18 protein-coding genes and 1 tRNA gene are annotated in these 19,224 nt (G+C 73.7%); 14 read left to right on the plus strand and 5 right to left on the minus strand.

Annotation, left to right across the window (positions count from 1 at the left end):
* The first annotated feature begins 113 nt into the window (after positions 1-113).
* From RM572_RS03180 to RM572_RS03190, 3 genes are read left to right on the plus strand one after another with little or no spacing between them, the layout of a single operon-like run.
* On the plus strand, positions 114-1,022 hold the full coding sequence (locus RM572_RS03180) for a nitrilase-related carbon-nitrogen hydrolase (RefSeq protein ID WP_311671701.1): 909 nt from the start codon (positions 114-116) through the stop codon (positions 1,020-1,022).
* Positions 1,019-2,428: an MFS transporter gene (locus RM572_RS03185; protein WP_311671702.1), complete on the plus strand. Its 1,410-nt coding sequence runs from the start codon at positions 1,019-1,021 to the stop codon at positions 2,426-2,428. The genes RM572_RS03180 and RM572_RS03185 overlap by 4 nt, the downstream gene beginning before the upstream one ends.
* The gene (locus RM572_RS03190) at positions 2,425-3,270 is read left to right on the plus strand and encodes a carbon-nitrogen hydrolase family protein (RefSeq protein WP_311671703.1); all 846 of its coding nucleotides are present in this window, start codon (positions 2,425-2,427) and stop codon (positions 3,268-3,270) included. The genes RM572_RS03185 and RM572_RS03190 overlap by 4 nt, the downstream gene beginning before the upstream one ends.
* Before the next feature lie 175 nt (positions 3,271-3,445).
* Here RM572_RS03190 and RM572_RS03195 read toward each other — a convergent pair whose 3' ends face one another.
* Positions 3,446-4,081 (minus strand): M23 family metallopeptidase, encoded by a 636-nt coding sequence (locus RM572_RS03195; RefSeq protein WP_311671704.1) that lies wholly within the window; start codon positions 4,079-4,081, stop codon positions 3,446-3,448.
* Between the two features lie 302 nt (positions 4,082-4,383).
* On the opposite strand from RM572_RS03195, the gene RM572_RS03200 reads away from it, so the two are divergent.
* The 4 genes from RM572_RS03200 to RM572_RS03215 all read left to right on the plus strand — a co-directional run bounded on the left by RM572_RS03200 (position 4,384) and on the right by RM572_RS03215 (position 9,216).
* Entirely contained in the window at positions 4,384-5,709 is a 1,326-nt protein-coding gene (locus RM572_RS03200) for an ABC transporter substrate-binding protein (protein WP_311671705.1), read from the plus strand.
* A 14-nt stretch (positions 5,710-5,723) separates the two neighbouring features.
* Positions 5,724-6,785: a carbohydrate ABC transporter permease gene (locus RM572_RS03205; protein WP_311671706.1), complete on the plus strand. Its 1,062-nt coding sequence runs from the start codon at positions 5,724-5,726 to the stop codon at positions 6,783-6,785.
* Between the two features lie 11 nt (positions 6,786-6,796).
* Positions 6,797-7,669, plus strand: coding sequence for a carbohydrate ABC transporter permease (locus RM572_RS03210; protein ID WP_311671707.1), 873 nt, complete (start codon positions 6,797-6,799; stop codon positions 7,667-7,669).
* 92 nt (positions 7,670-7,761) lie between these two features.
* Positions 7,762-9,216 carry a GH1 family beta-glucosidase gene (locus RM572_RS03215; protein ID WP_311671708.1) on the plus strand — a complete coding sequence of 485 codons (1,455 nt, stop codon included), beginning with the start codon at positions 7,762-7,764 and terminating at the stop codon, positions 9,214-9,216.
* Here RM572_RS03215 and RM572_RS03220 read toward each other — a convergent pair.
* Together RM572_RS03220 and RM572_RS03225 are read right to left on the minus strand one after the other, a co-directional pair.
* Positions 9,213-10,091 (minus strand): spermidine synthase, encoded by an 879-nt coding sequence (locus tag RM572_RS03220; protein WP_311671709.1) that lies wholly within the window; start codon positions 10,089-10,091, stop codon positions 9,213-9,215. The two genes, RM572_RS03215 and RM572_RS03220, sit on opposite strands and share 4 nt — an antisense overlap.
* Positions 10,092-10,214: 123 nt before the next feature.
* Positions 10,215-10,616 carry a hypothetical protein gene (locus tag RM572_RS03225; RefSeq protein ID WP_394813499.1) on the minus strand — a complete coding sequence of 134 codons (402 nt, stop codon included), beginning with the start codon at positions 10,614-10,616 and terminating at the stop codon, positions 10,215-10,217.
* Between the two features lie 169 nt (positions 10,617-10,785).
* On the opposite strand from RM572_RS03225, the gene RM572_RS03230 reads away from it, so the two are divergent.
* Positions 10,786-12,258, plus strand: coding sequence for a tetratricopeptide repeat protein (locus tag RM572_RS03230; protein WP_311671710.1), 1,473 nt, complete (start codon positions 10,786-10,788; stop codon positions 12,256-12,258).
* Positions 12,259-12,332: 74 nt separating this feature from the next.
* On the opposite strand, the gene RM572_RS03235 is transcribed toward RM572_RS03230, so the two are convergent.
* Positions 12,333-12,557 (minus strand): hypothetical protein, encoded by a 225-nt coding sequence (locus RM572_RS03235; RefSeq protein WP_311671711.1) that lies wholly within the window; start codon positions 12,555-12,557, stop codon positions 12,333-12,335.
* 103 nt (positions 12,558-12,660) lie between these two features.
* A complete protein-coding gene (locus RM572_RS03240; protein WP_311671712.1) occupies positions 12,661-13,260 on the minus strand; it encodes a histidine phosphatase family protein in 600 nt (199 codons plus the stop codon).
* Positions 13,261-13,432: 172 nt separating this feature from the next.
* Between RM572_RS03240 and RM572_RS03245 the strand changes: the two genes are divergently transcribed.
* The 6 genes from RM572_RS03245 to RM572_RS03270 all read left to right on the plus strand — a co-directional run bounded on the left by RM572_RS03245 (position 13,433) and on the right by RM572_RS03270 (position 19,193).
* The gene (locus RM572_RS03245) at positions 13,433-14,650 is read left to right on the plus strand and encodes a hypothetical protein (RefSeq protein WP_311671713.1); all 1,218 of its coding nucleotides are present in this window, start codon (positions 13,433-13,435) and stop codon (positions 14,648-14,650) included.
* Between the two features lie 115 nt (positions 14,651-14,765).
* A complete protein-coding gene (locus RM572_RS03250) occupies positions 14,766-16,385 on the plus strand; it encodes a hypothetical protein (RefSeq protein WP_311671714.1) in 1,620 nt (539 codons plus the stop codon).
* 41 nt (positions 16,386-16,426) lie between these two features.
* Positions 16,427-17,770: an AAA domain-containing protein gene (locus tag RM572_RS03255; RefSeq protein ID WP_311671827.1), complete on the plus strand. Its 1,344-nt coding sequence runs from the start codon at positions 16,427-16,429 to the stop codon at positions 17,768-17,770.
* A 140-nt stretch (positions 17,771-17,910) separates the two neighbouring features.
* The gene (locus RM572_RS03260; RefSeq protein ID WP_136184008.1) at positions 17,911-18,282 is read left to right on the plus strand and encodes a hypothetical protein; all 372 of its coding nucleotides are present in this window, start codon (positions 17,911-17,913) and stop codon (positions 18,280-18,282) included.
* A gap of 190 nt (positions 18,283-18,472) precedes the next feature.
* Positions 18,473-19,129: a bifunctional DNA primase/polymerase gene (locus RM572_RS03265; protein WP_311671715.1), complete on the plus strand. Its 657-nt coding sequence runs from the start codon at positions 18,473-18,475 to the stop codon at positions 19,127-19,129.
* Positions 19,120-19,193: transfer RNA gene (locus tag RM572_RS03270), tRNA-Lys, on the plus strand. The genes RM572_RS03265 and RM572_RS03270 overlap by 10 nt, the downstream gene beginning before the upstream one ends.
* The last annotated feature ends 31 nt before the right edge of the window (positions 19,194-19,224 follow it).

The raw sequence follows: 19,224 nt of genomic DNA on the forward strand, positions 1-19,224 counted from the left end.
CTCACGTAGCCCGGAATCGCACACCTCGAAGTCTTGACCTGTGGCGTCGCCGCGCTCATTCTAGGCGAAAGGTTTTGACTCAAAACGTTTTGACAGCGAGAAGGAGGTTGCCCGTGACGTCGCCCCATCCGCCGCAAGCGCTGCACGCGGCCGTCGCCCAGTTCGCGGCGAGCACGGACGTGCGCGCGAACCTGCGCCGCGTCCGTCAGCTCGCAGCAGCGGCGGCGGCCGAGCGCGCGGAACTGGTCGTCTTCCCGGAAGCCGCGATGTACGCCTGGGACGTGCCGGCCGCAGAGATCGCCGACGCCGCGCGGCTCCACTACGAGCCGTTCGTCGACGGCCTCGCCGCGGTCGCCGAGGACACCGGGGTCACCCTGGTGGCGGGAGCCTTCGCCCCGGTCGACGGCGACCGCGACGCCGCACCGCACAACCGTCTGGTCGTCACCGGCCCCGGCGGCGTGCCGCAGGCGCGCTACGACAAGGTGCACCTGTTCGACGCGTTCTCCTGGCAGGAGTCCGACAAGGTGACCGCGGCCCGCACCGCACCCGACTTCGCCGAGCTGTGCACGGTCCCCGTGGGCGGTTTCACCGTCGGACTGCTCAACTGCTACGACCTGCGGTTCCCGGAGATGGCTCGCGCGCTCGTCGACCGCGGCGCCGACGTGCTGGCCGTCAGCTCGGCCTGGGTCGCCGGCCCTCACAAGGAGATGCACTGGGAGACGCTGCTCCGGGCCCGGGCCATCGAGAACACCTGCTACGTACTGGCGTCCGATCAGCCGCCGCCGCGCAGTGCGGGGCTGAGCCAGATCCTCGACCCGCTCGGTCTCACCGCGGCAGCCTGCCTGGGGACCGAGGGCGTCGCCGTGCACCGGCTCGACGTCGCGCACCTGCGGGAAGTCCGTACGGCCATCCCGTCGCTGAAGCACCGCCGCTACCAGGTGGCACCCCAGGTCACCCCTCTGTCCAAGGAACCGGCAGGTGCCGGCCCCTCCCTGCCCGTCACCACGGGAGAAGCACGATGAGCAATCCGTCCACCCCCTCCCTCACCCCCCGCTCGGCGCGCCGCCGCGTGGTCACCTCGGCGGCCATCGGACAGTTCGTCGAGTGGTACGACTTCGTCGTCTACGCGTACGCCGCCTCCATCGTCGCCACTCTGTTCTTCCCCGCGGAGGACCGTGTCGCGTCCCTGCTCTCGACGTTCGCCGTGTACGCCGTCGGCTTCCTGATGCGCCCGCTGGGCGGTCTCCTCTTCGGGCACCTCGGCGACAAGCTCGGCCGGCGAGGCGTGCTGGCCGTGATCATCCTCCTCATGGGCGTCTCCACCGCCGGTATCGGCCTGCTGCCCACCTACCAGCAGATCGGCATCGCGGCCCCGGTGCTGCTCCTGGTGTGCCGACTGCTCCAGGGGCTGTCGGCCGGCGGCGAGGCCATGGGCTCCAACGCCCTGGTCGCCGAGCACGCGCCGCAGGGGAAGCGGGGCATGTACGTGGGCTTCACCTACTCGTTCGCCAATCTGCCCGCGGTCTTCGCGGCACTCTTCGTCCTGCTGCTGACCAACACGCTCAGCTCCGCCTCCTACGAGTCGTGGGGGTGGCGGGTGCCGTTCCTGGTGGGCGGTCTCCTGTCCCTGGTCGGCCTCTACATCCGCAGCCGCGTCTCGGAGTCCCCCGCCTTCCGCGCCACTCAGGCCGCGGAGCGCGTGACCAAGGCGCCGATCGTCACCGTGCTGCGCGATCACCGCCGCAGCCTCGGCTTCTCCTTCGCCATGGCCGCCCTCTCCGGCCTGGGCTTCTACACCCTCACCGGCTACTTCTCCACCTACCTCAGCGAGTCTGTCGGACTCGACAGCAACGAAGCGCTGATCTCCAACTGCGTGGCTCTGACCGTCGCGTTCGTGACGATGCCGCTCGCCGGGCAGTGGTCCGACCGCATCGGCCGGCGTCCCGTCCTCGTCGTGGGCGCCGCCGCCAGCGCCGTGCTCTCGCTTCCGGCCTACCTGCTGGCGAGCGCGGGTTCGCTGGCCACGGCGGTTGCCGGCCAGAGCCTGCTCGCCCTCGCCCTGGGGGTCTTCTTCGGGCCGGTCGGCATCGTCTTCCTCGAACTCTTCCCCACCCGCACGCGGTACAGCGGGTCCTCCATCGGCTACAACAGCGCCTACGTCGTCTTCGGCGGCACCGCGCCCCTCTTCGGTACCTGGATCGTCGACGTCAGCGGAAGCCTGCTGGCCCCCGCCGTCTACATGGCGGTGCTCTCGGCATGCGTGTTCGTCGTCGCTCTGCGCATCCCCGAGTCCCACCGTGACTCCCTGATCCGGAACGAGGACACCGGTGGTGCGGGTGACGAGGCGCCGGCAGACGCCCACCCCTCCACCGAACCGACACCGAGCAAGCCCTCGGCCGACCCCGTCAGGAAGGAAGCGACGCGATGACCGCGGACACGCTCACCGTCTCGTGCGTGCAGTTGACCGCCCGGGACGACGACAAGGAAGGCACCGTCGACACCTGCCTCCGGCTGATCGACCGCGCAGCGGCCCAGGGCGCGCAGCTCGTCGTCCTGCCGGAGGTGTGGACGGGGCTCGGATACTCCGACCCCGACTGCTACCGCCGTATCGCCGAGCCCGTGCCGGGGCCCACGACGGAGCGCCTCGCCGCGAAGGCGAGGGAACACGGACTGCACATCGTCGGGTCCCTCTACGCCGAGACGCCCGGAGGCGGGTATCAGAACCTCGCTCCGCTGATCGGCCCGAACGGGAACATCATCGGGTCCTACGTCAAGACGCACCTCTTCGATGCGCCCGACCGCGTCGACATCCGTGGCGGCATCCGCGAATCAGACAAGGTGCAGGCCGGGGACGACCTCCCGGTGTTCGACACCGACCTGGGCCCCTTGGGCGTCACCGTCTGCTCCGATCTCCGCTTTCCCGAGGTGTACCGCGTGCTCACCTTGCGCGGAGCGCGCGTCGTCGTGTGCGCCTCGGCGTTCCTCAGCCCACGGCTCGACCACTGGGAGTTCTTCATCAGGGCGCGAGCCGCGGAGAACCAGGTGTTCGTGGTGGCCTCGGGACAGGTCGGAACCGAGCCGGTCAGCGGCATCGGATTCGTCGGCCGTTCCATGATCGCCGACCCCTGGGGGACGGTCGTGGCGACGGCCTCGGACACCGAGGGCGTCGTGACCAGCCACCTCGACCTCGGGCTGATCGAGACCATGCGCCGTCGCTACCCGCTGCTCGACCAGCGCCGTCCCGACCTCTACAAGGACCTCTTGTCCTGACGGGACGCCCGCCCGCGGCCGCCGCAGGAGCCGCGTCGAGCCGCGCGCACCTCTCACAGGCTGGGGAGCCGTCCGCCGGACGGCTCCCCAGCACCATGCCGGGCGCAGGACCGTCGAGGACGACGGCAGTACGGCCCGGCGGGCGTCCACGGCGCACGAAGGACCGGACGGCTCGTCAGACGACCTCGACGCCGCGTTCCTCCAAGTAGGCGACGGGGTTGACGTCCGTGCCGTAGTCACGCCCCTCGCGCACCTCGAAGTGCAGGTGGGGCCCGGTGCTGCGGCCGGTGTTGCCGGACTCGCCGAGCACGGTGCCGGCCTTCACCCGGTCGCCCTCCTCGACGTCGATCTTGGACAGGTGGGCGAAGAGGGTGTACTTGCCGTCGTCCATCCGGACGGTCACGGCCTTGCCGTAGGCGCCGGACCAGCCGGCGAACACGACCTTGCCGGACCCGACGGAGTGCACCGGGGTGCCGACGGGGACGGCGAAGTCCACGCCGGTGTGGTGACCCGCCGCCCAGTCGCCGCGGATGCCGTACGGCGCGGAGACGGTCGACCCGGTGACGGGGCTGGCCCAGGACTCCGGCGGCCCGGACCGCCAGCCTCCGTAGAGCGCGGGGAGGTCCGACAACCAGGGCCCGCCGAGGGTGTGGGGACCCGCCCCCAGGGGGTCGTCGTGCGTGTGGGCCGGATGGGTCGCCGCGGCCGGGGAGGCAAGTCCCCAGCTGCCGCCGACGAGCAGAGCCGCCGTCAGCGAGCCGCAGGCGGCGCGGCGTAGAGCTGCTATCGGGCGTCGCGTTGCTGCATTCATAGCTGCGAGCAAACGGGAGCCGACGGTGCGTCGCATCCGGGGCGTGTCCACAGGGGTGACGCATCGCCAGCCGCCCCGGAGGTCCGTGCAGGTGACGCCGGGTACCGGGCCAAAGGTTCGCGGGCGGTGACACCGCACCGGCGCGGAGGAGCCCGCACACCCGCTTCATCACGGTGTCGACATGGTCTCTCCCCGTCTCTTGACACCCCGGACGCACTGGGCAACCCTTCAACTCATCACATCTGGGAGCGCTCCCAAGGACCTGATCGCCTTCAGGTTCCGTACACGTTCGGGAGGATGCGATGCACAGCCAGTACCGACGCACGACCCGCACCACACGCAGATCGGCCCGGCGGCTGACGTCGCTCGGGATCGCCGCGGCCCTGGGCGCCGGGCTGCTCTCCGGCTGTGCCGGGGACGGCGGCAGCACGGCCGGGAACGGCAAGACCGAGGTCACCGTCGGCCTCTTCGGCACCTTCGGGTTCAAGGAGGCCGGGCTCTACGACGAGTACGAGCGCCTCCACCCGGACGTCGTCATCAAGGAGAACGTCACCGCGCAGAACGCCGACTACTACCCCGCGCTGCTCAACCACCTCACCGCCGGCGCCGGCCTCCAGGACATCCAGGCGGTCGAAGTCGGCAACATCAAGGAGGTCGCCACCCTCCAGGCCGACAAGTTCGTCGACCTCTCCGACGCCGCGGGCGTGAAGAAGGAGAACTGGCTGGACTGGAAGTGGGAGCAGGCCACCACCGAGGACGGCAAGGTCATCGGCCTCGGCACGGACACCGGACCGATGGCGGTCTGCTACCGCAAGGACCTCTTCGAGAAGGCCGGGCTGCCCACCGACCGGGAGAAGGTCTCCGACCTGTGGGCGGACGACTGGGCCAAGTACGTGGACGCGGGCGAGACGTACGCGGAGAACGCCCCGTCCGGCACCAGCTTCATGGACAGCGCCGCCGGGCTCTACAACGGCGCGGTCTCCAGCTACGCCGAGCGCTACTACGACGAGAGCGGCGAGCTGGTCTACCAGGACAGCGAGGCCGTGGAGACGTCCTGGGACCTGTCCATGCGGGCGGCCGAGGGCAAGCTGAGCGCGAAGCTCCAGCAGTTCACCCCCGCATGGGACCAGGCGTACGCCAACGGCGACTTCGCGACCGTGGTGTGCCCGGCCTGGATGCTCGGCTACATCGAGAGCAAGGCGGGCAAGAAGAACGCCGACACGTGGGACGTCGCCGACGCCCCTCGCCCCGGCAACTGGGGCGGCTCCTTCCTCGCCGTGCCGGAGAACGCGAAGAACCGTGAGGAGGCCGTCAAGCTCGCCGCCTGGCTGACCGCGCCGGAGCAGCAGGCGAAACTCTTCCAGAAGCGGGGCAGCTTCCCCAGCTCGCAGGCCGCGTTCGCGCTGCCCGAGGTCGAGGAGGCCACGCACGCGTACTACGGCGACGCCCCGACCGGGAAGATCTTCACCGAGGCCGCCAAGGGCGTCCCGGTCCAGATCCTCGGCCCGAAGGACCAGATCGTCGCCGAGACCCTCGCCGAAGGCATCCGGCAGGTGGAGCAGCAGGGCAAGTCGCCCGAAGAAGGCTGGGACTCCGCGGTCAAGTCCATCGACAACGCCCTCGGCTGACCGGAGCTGTGCGCATGACCTCCGAACGTCTCGACGCCGCGCCCCCCGCTCCTCCGGGGGGCGCGGCCCCGGCCCGGTCGCGCCCTCCGAGCGGCAGCGGCGAGGGCGGCCCGAAGCGTCCCCGCCGGGCGCCGTCCGGCGACGCCGACCGGGCGTCCGCCGCGCGGCGGGCCGCCCGGCGCAGCCGGCGCCACCAGCGCGACGCCCGCTGGAGCCCGTACGCGCTCATCGCACCGTTCTTCCTCGCCTTCGCCGCCTTCGGCCTCTTCCCCCTGCTCTACACCGGGTGGGCGTCGCTGCACCGCGTCTCGCTGCACGCGCCGACGGACATGGAGTGGGCGGGCCTGGAGAACTTCGCCCAGCTGGTCCGGAACGACTTCTTCTGGAACGCGCTGGGCAACACCTTCGTCATCGGTGTCCTGTCGACCGTCCCGCAGCTGCTCATGGCCCTCGGCCTGGCACACCTGCTGAACTACAAGCTGCGCGGTTCCACGTTCTACCGGGTCGCCCTGCTCACCCCGTACGCGACCTCGGTGGCCGCCGCCACGCTGGTCTTCGCCATGCTCTACGGCCGCGACTACGGAATGATCAACTGGGTGCTGGGCTTCTTCGGCGTGGACGGCATCGCCTGGGAGTCCGGTGACTGGTCCTCGAAGATCGCCGTGTCGACCATCGTCATCTGGCGCTGGACGGGCTACAACGCGCTGATCTACCTGGCGGCGATGCAGGCCGTGCCGCACGACCTGTACGAGTCCGCGGCGCTGGACGGCGCGTCCCGGTGGCAGCAGTTCCGGCACGTCACGGTGCCGTCGCTGCGTCCGACGATCCTGTTCACCGTCGTCGTCTCCACGATCGGCGCGACGCAGCTCTTCGGCGAACCGCTGCTCTTCGGGACGACCGCGTCGGGCGGCGCCTCGGGGCAGTACCAGACGCTCGGCCTCTACCTGTACGAGCAGGGCTGGGTGAACTTCCATCTCGGCCGGGCCTCCGCCATCGCCTGGACGATGTTCCTGATCCTGGTGGTGATCGGCCTGGTCAACTGGCTGTTCGCCCGTCGGCTCGGCAAGAGCCAGTGAGGAGGCACGCCATGGCACACCCGACGGCCCGCCGCCCGGCGCGGCCCGTGGCGCGACGGGCCGGCAGGCACCTGCACGGCGGCTGGATCACGTACACGGTGCTGACGGTCTTCACCGTCGGTTCGCTGTTCCCGCTGGTGTGGACGGCGATCGCCGCCTCCCGTGACAACGAACGGCTCGCCGAGACGCCGCCGCCGTTCTGGTTCGGCCAGAACCTGTTCACCAACCTCTGGACGGCGTGGTTCGACGCCAACATGGGGCTGGCGCTGTTCAACACCGTCGTGGTCGCCGGCTCCGTCACGGTCGCCACGGTGCTCTTCGGCACGCTGGCCGGCTTCGCCTTCGCCAAACTGCGGTTCCGCGCGAAGAACCTGCTGATGCTGCTGGTGATCGGGACGATGATGGTCCCGCCGCAGCTCAGCGTGGTGCCGCTGTACATGGCGATCGCCGAACTGGAGTGGACCAACCAGCTCCAGGCGGTGATCCTGCCGATGATGGTGAGCGCGTTCGGCGTGTTCTTCATGCGGCAGTACCTGGTCAGCGCGCTGCCCACGGAGCTGATCGAGGCCGCCCGGGTGGACGGCGCGCACAGCCTGCGCGTCGTGTGGCACGTGGTCTTCCCGGTGGCCCGGCCCGCGATGGCGGTCCTCGGCATGCTGACCTTCGTGCTCGCCTGGAACGAGTTCTTCTGGCCGATCATCGCGCTGACGCAGGAGAACCCGACCGTCCAGGTCGCCCTCACCGGCCTCGACCGCGGCTACATCCCCGACCAGTCGGTGATCATGGCGGGATCGCTGCTGGGCACGCTGCCCCTGCTGCTGGTCTTCGCCCTGTTCGGCAGACAGATCGTCGGCGGCATCATGCAGGGCGCCGTGAAGGGCTGACCCGCAACCACCCGTGACGACGCCGGCCCGCCGGACCCTCTGGACGTGACTGTTCCGGGCGGGCGGCCCAGACCTGAATTGGGAGCGCTTCCATGACTGCAGCAACTCCGGCACCCTCGACGACGGAATCCGCGACCCGCCGGTTTCCGCCCGGCTTCGTGTGGGGTGCGTCCACCGCCGCCTACCAGGTGGAGGGGGCGGCGCGGGAGGACGGACGCACGCCGTCCATCTGGGACACCTTCTCCCACACCCCCGGCCGGACGCTGAACGGCGACACCGGCGACGTCGCGTGCGACCACTACCACCGCTACCGGGACGACGTGGCGCTGATGTCGCGGCTCGGCCTCGGCGCCTACCGCTTCTCCGTCTCCTGGTCCCGGGTGCAGCCCACCGGGCGCGGCCCGGCCGTCCAGCAGGGCCTGGACTTCTACCGCGCCCTGACCGACGAACTGCTCGACGCGGGCATCACGCCGGTGCTGACCCTCTACCACTGGGATCTCCCGCAGGAACTGGAGGACGCGGGCGGCTGGCCGGCCCGGGAGACGGCGTACCGCTTCGCCGACTACGCGGCACTCGTCGGGGAGGCGCTGGGCGACCGGGTGGAGATGTGGACCACCCTCAACGAGCCCTGGTGCAGCGCCTTCCTCGGCTACGGCTCCGGGGTGCACGCGCCGGGTCGCACCGACCCGGCCGCCGCGCTGCACGCCGCCCACCACCTCAACCTCGCCCACGGGCTGGGCGTCTCCGCGCTGCGCACGGTGCTGCCGTCCCGGGCGCAGGCGATGGTCAGCCTCAACCCCGCCGCGGTGCGCCCCCGTTCGGACTCCGAGGCGGACCTGGACGCGGCGCGGCGCATCGACGCGCTCGCCAACCGCGTCTTCACCGGCCCGATGCTGCACGGCCGCTACGACGAGGACCTGTTCGCGGACACCGCCCGAATCACCGACTGGTCCTGCGTGCGGGACGGCGACCTCGAACTGATCCACCAGCCGCTGGACGCGCTGTGCGTCAACTACTACACCCCGTCCCTGGTGTCGGCGGTCGACAGCGGCGACGTGGAGCGCAGCGACGGCCACGGCGCCAGCGCCCACTCCCCCTGGCCGGGGGCCGGCCGGGTCGCGTTCCACCAACCCCCTGGCGCGCGCACCGACATGGGCTGGAGCATCGACCCGACCGGCCTGTCGGACCTGCTGCTGGGGTTCACCCGGGAGGTTCCCGGGCTGCCGCTGTACATCACGGAGAACGGGGCGGCCTGCGCGGACGAGCCGGACGCCACGGGCCGGGTGGACGACCCGGAGCGCATCGCCTACCTGCACGGCCACCTCGCCGCGGTGCACCGGGCGATGGCCGAGGGCGCGGACGTGCGGGGCTACTTCCTGTGGTCGCTGCTGGACAACTTCGAGTGGGCCTACGGGTACACCAAGCGCTTCGGTGCCGTGCACGTCGACTACGCCACGCAGCGCCGCACGCCGAAGTCGAGCGCCGCCTGGTACGCCGAGGTGTGCCGGACGGGCCTGCTGCCGGGCGATCCGGGGGCCGCGGGCTAGAACGAACCGGCCGGCGGGGCCGGTGAGGGCGCGGCGGTCGCGTCCGTCACCGGCTTCGCCCCGGCGGCGAACGCCGCCAGGGCGGCGCCGTGTTCGACCCGGCCGGGGTGCGGGTCTCCGGCGACCCGCCGGGTCAGTTCGGCCACGTCGAGGCCCGCGTCGGACGCCGCGAGCACGACGTTGCCGAACCGCCGCCCTCGCAGCACCGCCGGGTCGGCCACGGCGCACACCTCGCGGAAGACCTCGCCCGCCGTCGCCACCTGCCCGCGCAGGTGCGTCAGTCCGCCGCCGTCGGCGAGGTTGGCCGCCCACACCCCGCCGGGGCGCAGCACGCGCCGCCCGTCGGCGACGAACTCCACGCTGGTCAGATGGGCGGGCGTGCGTGCTCCGTGGAAGACGTCGCTCAGCACCACGTCGGCCCACCCGTCCGGTACGCGGGCCAGCACCGCGCGGGCGTCGCCGGACCGCACCCGTATCCGCCACCCGGCGTCCAGCGGCAGTGCACGGCGTACGAAGGCGGTCAGCGCGGTGTCGGTCTCGGCGGCCTGCTGCGTGGAGCGGGGCCGGGTGACGGCGACGTACCGCGCGAGGGTCAGGGCGCCGCCGCCGAGGTGCAGCACGCGCAGCGGGCGCCCCGGCGGCGCGGCCAGGTCGAGCACGTGGCCGAGGCGGCGCTGATAGGCGAAGTCCAGATACGCCGGATCGTCCAGGTCGACGTGCGACTGCGGGGCGTCGTCCACGGTGAGCGTCCAGGCGCGCGGACGGTCCGGGTCCGGCTCCAGCCGGGCGAGTCCGCCGCCGACCGGTTCGGCCGGCTCCTCGCGGTGCTGCCGCGTGCGCCGCCGGCCCGCGTCGTCCCGTCGTCTCCTCGCCACGCCCTCCAGTATCGCGGGCGGCGCGGCCGGGGAGGACGGCCGGTCGCCGGCCGGGGCCGGCGGCCGGTGCGGCCGGGGCCGGCGGCCGCTGGTGGGGGGTGACCGGGCGAGCGTCGGCCGGGCTCAGCGGCAGCGGTCGACGGCCTCGATGGTGCGGGCCGCCTCGCCGAGCGCTGCGCGCAGCCGGGCCGGCTCGGTGGTGCGCAGTTGCGCACCCTCCGGCGGCACCAGCCACCCGGTGCCGTTGACCGGAGGCTCGGCGAGGGGGCGCGGACCGGCCTGGAAGGTCTGTGTACAGGCACTGCCCGGCAGGTCCCAGGCCGCCGCGGTGCCCGGCGGCACCAGAAAGCCCAGCGTGTCGCAGGGCCCGTCGTGCAGCACCTGGCCGACGCCCTCCCGGAGCCGCAGGATGTCGACGGCCTCCATCCCCTGCCGGGCCGGCACGGTCACCAGGTCGCACGGTTCCTCGGGCGAGCGGATCGCGCCGGCAACCGAACTGCTCGCCCTCACTCCGCTGTCCCGCACGTGCGCCTCCTCGACTCGTCGCTGTGCCGAGTCCAACGCGCGGCGGCGTCAACGGCCACGGCGGCGGAACGCTGCAAAGGATGGCAGTTCATGGCAGATCACGGTGGGGAATTCCGTTTTGTGGCCAAACCGTGTGTGGTGCTCCCGTCACAGCCGGTACGGTCCGGCCATGGCGTCGTCACCCTCCACGTCACCGGGGCCGAGACGCGGACCCAACACGGCCTTCCGAAGACTGCGGGGTCCGCTATCACCAGGGGAATTCGCAGCAGCGGTACGCAGGTCGGCGCGTGAGATCGGCGAACAGGTAGCGTGCGACGCCCGTTATGTGGGCCGGGTGGAGGCCGGAGAGATCCGGTGCCCCAACTACGCCTACGAACGGGTGTTCCTGCACATGTTCCCCGGCCGCACGCTCGCCGACCTGGGCTTCGCACCACGGGAGTCGGTCCGCGGGCGCGCCGCACGCGTGCGAGGGGCGCGCGGAGGTGAGACCACGCCTCCGTCCGCCCTGACGCGCCGGGCGGACGCCGCGGGGACCGTCGTCGACCACGACCGGCCCGCGCACCACCCCGGTGCAGAGCACGACGCCGAGTACGCGATCACGAACGAGAACGACGAGGAGAGCGACGTGCTACGTCGCGCTTTCATGACCGGCGGCCCGGCCGCCCTGGTCGCCGTCTCCCTGACCGGCGACGGACGGAACACCGGCCCGGGCGGCGCCACGACGACCGTCCGCCGCGCCGGCGAGACGGAGGCCGCAGCGGTGGAGGACGCCGTCCACCGCATCCGCCTGCTGGACGACCGGCACGGCGCCGACGGCCTCTACCGCCGCGCGGGCACGGCCCTGCAGTCCGCCTACGCCTACCTCGACGCGGGCACCACACGCCGCGCGGTCGCGGACCGGCTGCACTCCGGGGCCGGTGAACTGGCCATCTCCGTCGGCTGGCTGGCGCACGACTCCGGCCGCTTCGCCGACGCCCGCTCCCACTACGCGGAGGCCCTCGCCACCGCGCGCGTCTCCGGGGACCCGGCGCTGGAGGCACACGCCTTCTGCAACACCGCCTTCCTCGCGCGGGACGCCGGCCGCCCCCGGGAGGCCGTCCGCGCGGCGCAGGCGGGACACCAGGCCGCGCAACATCTCGGTTCCTCCCGCCTGCTGTCCCTGCTGACCCTGCGGGAGGCCGGCGGGTGGGCGGGGCTCGACGACCGTTCCGCCTGCGAGGACGCCCTCGTACGGGCGCACCGCCTCTTCGCACGCGGACCGTCCGACGACGACCCGCCGTGGATGACGTTCTTCGGTGAGGCGGAGATGGCGGGCCTGGAGTCGCAGTGCTGGTCGGCGCTGGGGGTCTGGGGACCCGCCGTGGTGCACGCGCGGCGCGCGGTCGCCCTCCAGGAGCCGCACTTCGTGCGCAACCGGGCGCTCTTCACCGCCGAGTTGGCCGGTGACCTGGCCGCCGCGGGCCGACCCGACGAGGCCGCGGCCGCCGCGTCGCACGTGCTCGAACTGCTGGGGCCGGTCAAGTCGACGCGCATCCGCAGCATGCTGGCCGTCACCGCGGCCCGCCTCGCCCCCCACCGCCGCGAACCCGCCGTCTCCGCCCTGCTGCCCCGCCTCCCCGCCCCCCGCGCCGAGCGGGCGTAGCGCGTGCCGCGCGCGGGAGGCGGAGCGGTCCGCCGTGCAGGAGGACGTGCCGCCCTGGGGAGTGGCGGGCCGGGCTACAGCTTTCCGCGGGCGAAGAATTCGAGCCGGTCGCACCCGACACAGCGCCACGCCACCAGGGCGCGGCCCCGCCGCTTCTGCCGGAAGCCCCGGAAGGAGGTGGCCGACCTCGCACCACGCGACCACCCGACCAGTGACGAACCCGGGCCCAGACCGTCGACGTAGCCTTCCTCGAACTCTGCAGACCCGCACACGGGGCAGGTCGTCTCCGTCTCGGTCATGGCCGCAGGATAGCGACGGCGGCCTCGCTGTGCGGACCTCCGCCCGGGCGGCGTTCCCCCCGCCCACGACCGCCACGTCCCGGACGTCTATGCGCCCGGGGGCCTAACCGAGGTGGCCGGTGTCGTTCCAGCGGGAGAGGGCGGGGGCGTCGTAGGCCCAGCCGAGGACGGAGAGGCCGACCGGGTCCAGGACCAGCCGGGCGCCGTGGCCGACGGGTTCGCCGAGCCAGCGGGCGCCGAGCGCACGGAGCAGGTGACCGTGCGCGAAGACCAGCACGTCACGGTCCGCCGATCGCACCCGGGCCACGATGTCGTCGGCGCGCCGCGACAGGTCGGCCAGCGACTCGCCGTCCCGCACCCCGTCGCGCCAGACCTGCCAGTCGCCGCCGACCTGCGCGCGGATCTCCGGCGAGGTCATCCCCTCGTAGGCGCCGTAGTCCCATTCGCGCAGGGCGTCCCACTCGGTGGCGCGGTCACCGAATCCGGCCAGCTCGCAGGTGTCGCGGGCGCGGGCGAGCGGACTGGTGCGGACCTCCACGTCGGGCAGGCCGTTCCAGGGCGCGCGGTGCAGGCGCGCGCCCAGCCGTTCGGCCATGCGCCGCCCCTCGTCGAGGAGCGGTACGTCGGTACGTCCGGTGTGCCGGCCGCTGCGGGACCATTCCGTCTCGCCGTGCCGTACCAGCAGGATGCGGGGTGCTGCCATGACCGGGAAGCCGCCTCTCGCCGAGTGTCCGGGGTGCGTGCGCTGCGTGCGCGCCCCATCATCACCCGGCGGCGGGCCCGTTCCGCGGACCCCGGTCGGCGGGCGTTGTCGGTGCCGGATGCAACACTGCGGCTGGATACGGAAAGACCGACGACGCCCGAGGCGTGAGCCTATGACGACTTCCCCCGGCACCTCCGCCGTGCCGGCCCCGCACTCCGCCCTGCACCGGCGGCTCGCCGAACTGCGAGGAGGCCGGGACGTGCCGCCCCGCCCGCTGGACGCCCGGGCGCTGGCCGCCCTCGCGGCCAACCCCGGATGCCGCCGCCGCGCGCTGCTCGACGGCGCCGGGGTCGACAAGGCCGCGCTGGCCGAGGCGTTGGGGGCGCCGGCCGCGTTCGGCCAGTCGCAGTTCGCCTTCGTCCGCGGCAACGCCTTCGAGGCCCGGGTCAAGGGGGACGGCGGCGCCGAGCTGATACGGCTGCTGTGCGGGCGTACCGGGGAGACCGCGCCGTCGGAGCCGGGCGAGGTGGCGGTGCCGGACCTGGCGGCGGCCGGCCCGGCGGGGCGGGCGGAGCGCACCCGGCTCGCGCTCGCGGAGGCGACGGCGGCGGGCGGCTGGGCGCTGCTGGACCACCCGATGCTGACGCTGCGGGTCGCGGGCTCGCCGGTGTACCTGGAGCCGGACGCCGTGGCCGTGCACCCCGACGGCAGCCGGACGGTCGTGGAGATCAAGTCCTTCCCGGTGCTGGACGGTTCGGCCGACCCGGCGAAGGTGGGCGCGGCGGCCCGGCAGGCGGCGGTGTACGCGCTCGCGCTGGAGGCCGTGCCCCTCTCCAACTCCGCTGCGGACACCGGGCCGGTCGTACGGCCGCATGCGCTGCTGGTGTGCCCGAAGGACTTCACCAACCTGCCGGCCGCGGCGCTCGTGGACCTGCGCAAGCAGGTGGCGAGCACCCGTCGGCAGATCGCGCGGCTGACCCGGCTGGACGAGATCGCCGCCGACGTGCCCGAGGGCACCAGCTTCGCGCCGACGCTCCCGGCGGACCGGCTGGCGTCGGCCGTGGCCGAGGTGCCCGCGCAGTACGCCCCGGAGTGCCTGGCCGGGTGCGAGCTGGCGTTCCACTGCCGGGACGCCGCCCGCAAGGCGGGCGCGGTGACCACGCTGGGCCGTTCGGTGCGCGGTGAACTCGGGGGCCTGACCTCGGTGGAGGCGGTGCTGTCGGCGGCCTCGGCCGGCGACAGCGACGGCGACGGCGACGGCGACGGCAGCAGCGACGGCGACGGCTCCGAGGGTGGGGCCGAACCGGCGGCCGCCGCGCTGCGCCGCGCCGCGCGCCTTCGTGCCGAGGCGCTGGGCGCCTCCCGTGCGGCCGGGGACGGCGCCCGGTGACCGCCGTTCTCCCGCGCTCCGCGACGTCGTTCCGTGCCCGGCCCGGCGGACGCGCGGCGCACGGAGCGGTGCTCACCCGCGGTCCGCGCGCATCGACCAGGCGGAAGGAGGGGGCATGTCGCTGATCGGTGCGCTGGCGCGCATGGAGGCCGTCGCGGCCGGACGTGCGCAGCCGGCCGCGACCGTGCGGCACCGCCATCTGGCCGAACGGCCCATGGTGCTGGTGCCGTTGACCACGGCGGGCGAGGCGGGGGCGCCGCTCGGCGCGCTCGTCGGCACCGACCGGGACGCCCCGCGGCTGCTGGTGGTGCCGCAGCCGCGCGACCGCGACCTGCGGTTCGCGTTCCTCGCCGCCCTGGCGGAGGTCGTGCTGCCGCACCTGGAGTCCGCCCAGGACGAGGTCGAGCACGAGGAACGGGGCGGCGAGGAGACGGAACTGTGCGCGGACGCACCGCAGTTGATCGTCCCGAACGGTCCCGGCGTCGACTTCGTGCGCCTGCTGGGGCGGTCGACGCGGTTCCGCCGCACCGTGGAGCAGGACCCGGAGACCCCGCACCCCGCCCCGGCGCACGTACCGCTGCTGGGCCGCTGGCTCACGCACTACGGCGAGCGCGCCCGGGTGCCCGGCTCCGCGCTTCTGGTGGCGATGACCGAACTGCTCACCCGGCACTGGGCCACCGGCCAGAGCCACTTGGAGGACCAGCACCTGGGCGCGCTGCTGGCCTGGATCGAGGCCGCGGAGGACGGCCGCGACGACGGCGCCGCGGCCGCGCTGCGGGCGGAGACCGCCCGGGACGCGAAGGGCCTGCTGCTCACCCCGCCGGCCGGTCCGGCGACGGACCCGGCGTTCGACAACCACCGGCTCGCACCGGCCGTCCAGCGCTTCGACGCCGGGCTGACGGGGGCGGAGCAGGAGATCCACGACCTGATCGAGAGTCAGCTGCTGCCGACGTGGCGGTCCGTGTGGCACGGCGTGGACCTGCTGCGTGCGCTGCCGGAGGGGGCGAGCGTCGCCGACCGGTGGCGCCGTGACCGCTTCTCCTACACCCACCACCGTGACCGGGTGCGCGCGGGCGAGCCGCCGCAGCCCAAGCGGGACGACGCGGTGACCGCGGCGAACAAGCTGGCCTCGCGCGAGCAGGCGCAGGCCCGTCTGGACGCGCAGGAGGCGCTGGACGACCCGCTGGTCATGGCCGCCCGCCGGCTCGCAGGGGAAGCGTTCGCCGGGGTCGTGGTCGGCGTGGAGGAGGCGTGGTCGGAGGGGAAGCGGCCGCGACCGCGTCCCCTGGTGACCGTCCGCACGGACGACCGGCCGCATCTGGCCGAGCGCGGCACGGTGCACCGGAGGCTCGGCGACGGCGCCACCAAGCAGAGTGCCGAGCTGGCCGACGTGCCGGGCGAGGGTCTGCTCACCCTGCGGCTGACCAACGGCATGGGGCGCGGCAAGGAGCCGGCGCCCGGTTCCGTCCCGGAGCCCGGCGACCGTCTGGTGTGGACGCTCTTCGAGCACAGTCCGCGCGGCGGACCGGGCCTGCCGGAGCCGGAGGACACTCCCTGGACGCACGGCGGCCCGCCCGACGGTTGCGCCGCACCCGCCGCCCTCGTCGACGCCGCCGAGGCCGCCGAGGTCGCCACCAGCGGTGAGGGCGCTCCCGACGCCGGCGCGGAGGCCGCCGTGCGGGTGCTGCGGCCCGCCGATCCCCCCGACCCCGAGACCGCGGAGGACTTCCTGTGACGGTGACCGGCGACGCCCGCGCGGACGCGGCGGCGGGCGTGGTGCGCCTCGCGCGGGCGCGGGAGAGCCTGCCGCCCGGCGAGGCGGCGGCGCAGGCGACGGCGGCCATCCTGCGGGACACGCTGCACGGCGACCGGCCCGGCGTGGTCGTGGACTCGCCGCCGGGGGCGGGCAAGTCGACGCTCGTGGTGCGCGCGGCACGCGAACTGGCCGCGGCCGGGCGGCGGCTGATGATCGTGGCGCAGACGAACGCGCAGGTGGACGACCTGGTGGACCGTCTCGCGCGGGAGGACCCGGAGCTTCTGGTGGGGCGGCTGCACAGCAGCGACCCGGAGCCGTACGACCGGGTGCTGGACACGCATCCGTCGGTGCGTCCGTCGGCGAAGGCGGCCGACCTCGCGGAGCTGCCCGTGGTGGTCTCGACGGCCGCCAAGTGGGCCTGGGTGAAGACGGACACGCCGTGGGAGCACGCCATCGTCGACGAGGCGTACCAGATGCGGTCGGACGCGCTGCTGGCGGTGGCCGGGCTGTTCGAGCGGGCCCTCTTCGTGGGCGACCCGGGTCAGCTCGACCCGTTCAGCCAGGTCGGCGTGGAGCAGTGGGCGGGCCTGACGTACGACCCGTCGGCGAGCGCGGTGAGCACGCTGCTCGCGCACAATCCGGACCTTCCACAGCACCGGCTGCCGGTGTCCTGGCGGCTGCCCGCCTCGGCGGCACCGCTGGTCTCCCGTGCGTTCTATCCGTTCACGCCGTTCACCAGCGGCACGGGGCCGGACGACCGCACGCTGGCGTTCGCCGGGGCGTCGGACGGGTCGCCCGTGGACCGGGTGATCGACGAGGCGGCGGCGTCGGGCTGGGGCCTGCTGGAGCTGCCGGCCCGGCACACGCCGCGCACGGACCCGCAGGCGGTCGCCGCGGTGGCGGACGTGGTGCGGCGGCTGCTGGCGCGGGACGGCGAGACGCGCAGCGAACGGTCGCACGACGGTGTGCCGTTGACGGCGGACCGGGTCGCGGTGGGCACCGCGCACCGCGACCAGGCCGCCGCGGTACGGGCCGCGCTCGCCGCCCGTGACGTGACGGACGTGGTCGTGGACACCGCGAACCGGCTCCAGGGACGGGAGTTCGACGTCACGGTGGTGCTGCATCCGCTGTCCGGGCGTCCCGACGCCACCGCGTTCCACCTGGAGACGGGCCGCCTGTGCGTGCTCGCGTCGCGCCACCGGCACGCCTGCGTCGTGGTGTGCCGGGCGGGCGTCCCGGAGCTGCTGGACGACCACCCCTCGACGGAGCCGGTGCAGCTCGGGGTGACCGTGAAGTTCCCCGACGGCTGGGAGGCGAACCACGCGGTGCTGGCCCTTCTCGCGGAGCACCGCGTGGAGCTCTGACGGCCGTCCACGGGCGGGCCGGCCGGCCGGCCCCGGTGCGAGACGGGCCGGGTCGGCCGCGGCGGACGGGCTGCGGCAGGAGGAGTCGGACGGCGCTTCGGGGGGAGAATGGGGGTGGCAGTCGACCTGGAGGTACTCGCATGCCCGAGCCGCACCCGGCTCCCGACCCCGCCGGCAACGGCGGCGGCACACCGCGTTTCCGGCGTCCCGCCGCACTGCTCTTCGAGCCCGCGGCGGCCTCCGGCGAGGACGAGCACTTCTTCGACCTCGACGCGTTGGAGGACCCGCGCGAGCTGCTGTCACGGGCGACGGAGCTGACGCTCGCGTTCCGGTCGGCCGCCGACCGGGCCATGGAGTTCCAGGCCGTCGCGGCGGCTCAGCTCGCCGATCCCAAGCGCTTCGACCGGTTGCCCGCGGCGGTGATCGCGGAACGGGCGGACTGGACCGAGGACTACGCGCACAAGATGATCGAGTTCGGCCGCGAGCTGCTTTCCGAGCGCACGCACGACTGACGTCCCGCCGACCGGCCCCCCGGTGCAACAGCCGGGCGCACCCCGCCCCGTGGTACGCCCCCGGCGCACGGCACGGCGCCGTGCGCCGCACCGGAGCGCGGGGACGGAAGGTACCGGACATCCGTCCCTCCCGTGCGGGTTTCCGGCAATTCCACGCTCCGTGCCCGCGAGGTCGCTAGATGTATATGCCATGAGCAACCCCGCCGATCCGGCCGACTGTCCCGCCGCCCACGTCACCCTCGCCGGCGCCGACTGGCTCGCCTCCGCGAGCTGCTTCCCGCGCAGCGTGCACGCCCTGTGGGCGCTGCGCCCCACCGCGCCCAGCGTGCTGCCCTGCGGCACGGCGTTCGACGTGGTGTCCGCCTCGCAGGTGGACGGGCGGCGGCTGCTGGACCGGCTGTGGTCGGCGGGGCCGGGCAGCGGACCGGTCGCCGTCCACCAGGGCAGGATGCTGCTGTTCTGCGCGCCCGGTACGGCCGGCCGGCTGCCGGCCCTGCTCGACTGGGAGGAGTGGGGCAGCCGTCGCGCGGACCCGCGCCGGGAGACCGGGGGCCGCCGCCTGCTCTGTCACGGCGCCGGGGACACGGTGACGGTCCCGCCGCTGTCGCCTGCGGCCGGTTCCGTGTCCACCTCGCGCTGGCTGGTGGCGCCGGACGTGCGGCACCCCTGGCTGCCCGGGCCGGAGATGCTGCTGTGGGCGTACGTGCGCGCGTACGTACGGCCTGGTCGGGAGGTGCGCCGCCCGCATCCCCGTGGCCCGGGCGGGCCGCCCGGGAGGGGCCGGGTATCGATTTTCTTTCCGCAGGACCGTGGTGCTAAGGTCTACGACGTCAGCAGGCGCCGCTAGCTCAGTTGGTTAGAGCAGCTGACTCTTAATCAGCGGGTCCGGGGTTCGAGTCCCTGGCGGCGCACAGACGGTCGAAGGCCCTCCGCTCCGGCGGG

Origin of the sequence: Streptomyces hazeniae (assembly GCF_031845485.1) — a bacterium.
GTDB classification, from domain to species: Bacteria; Actinomycetota; Actinomycetes; order Streptomycetales; family Streptomycetaceae; genus Streptomyces; species Streptomyces hazeniae.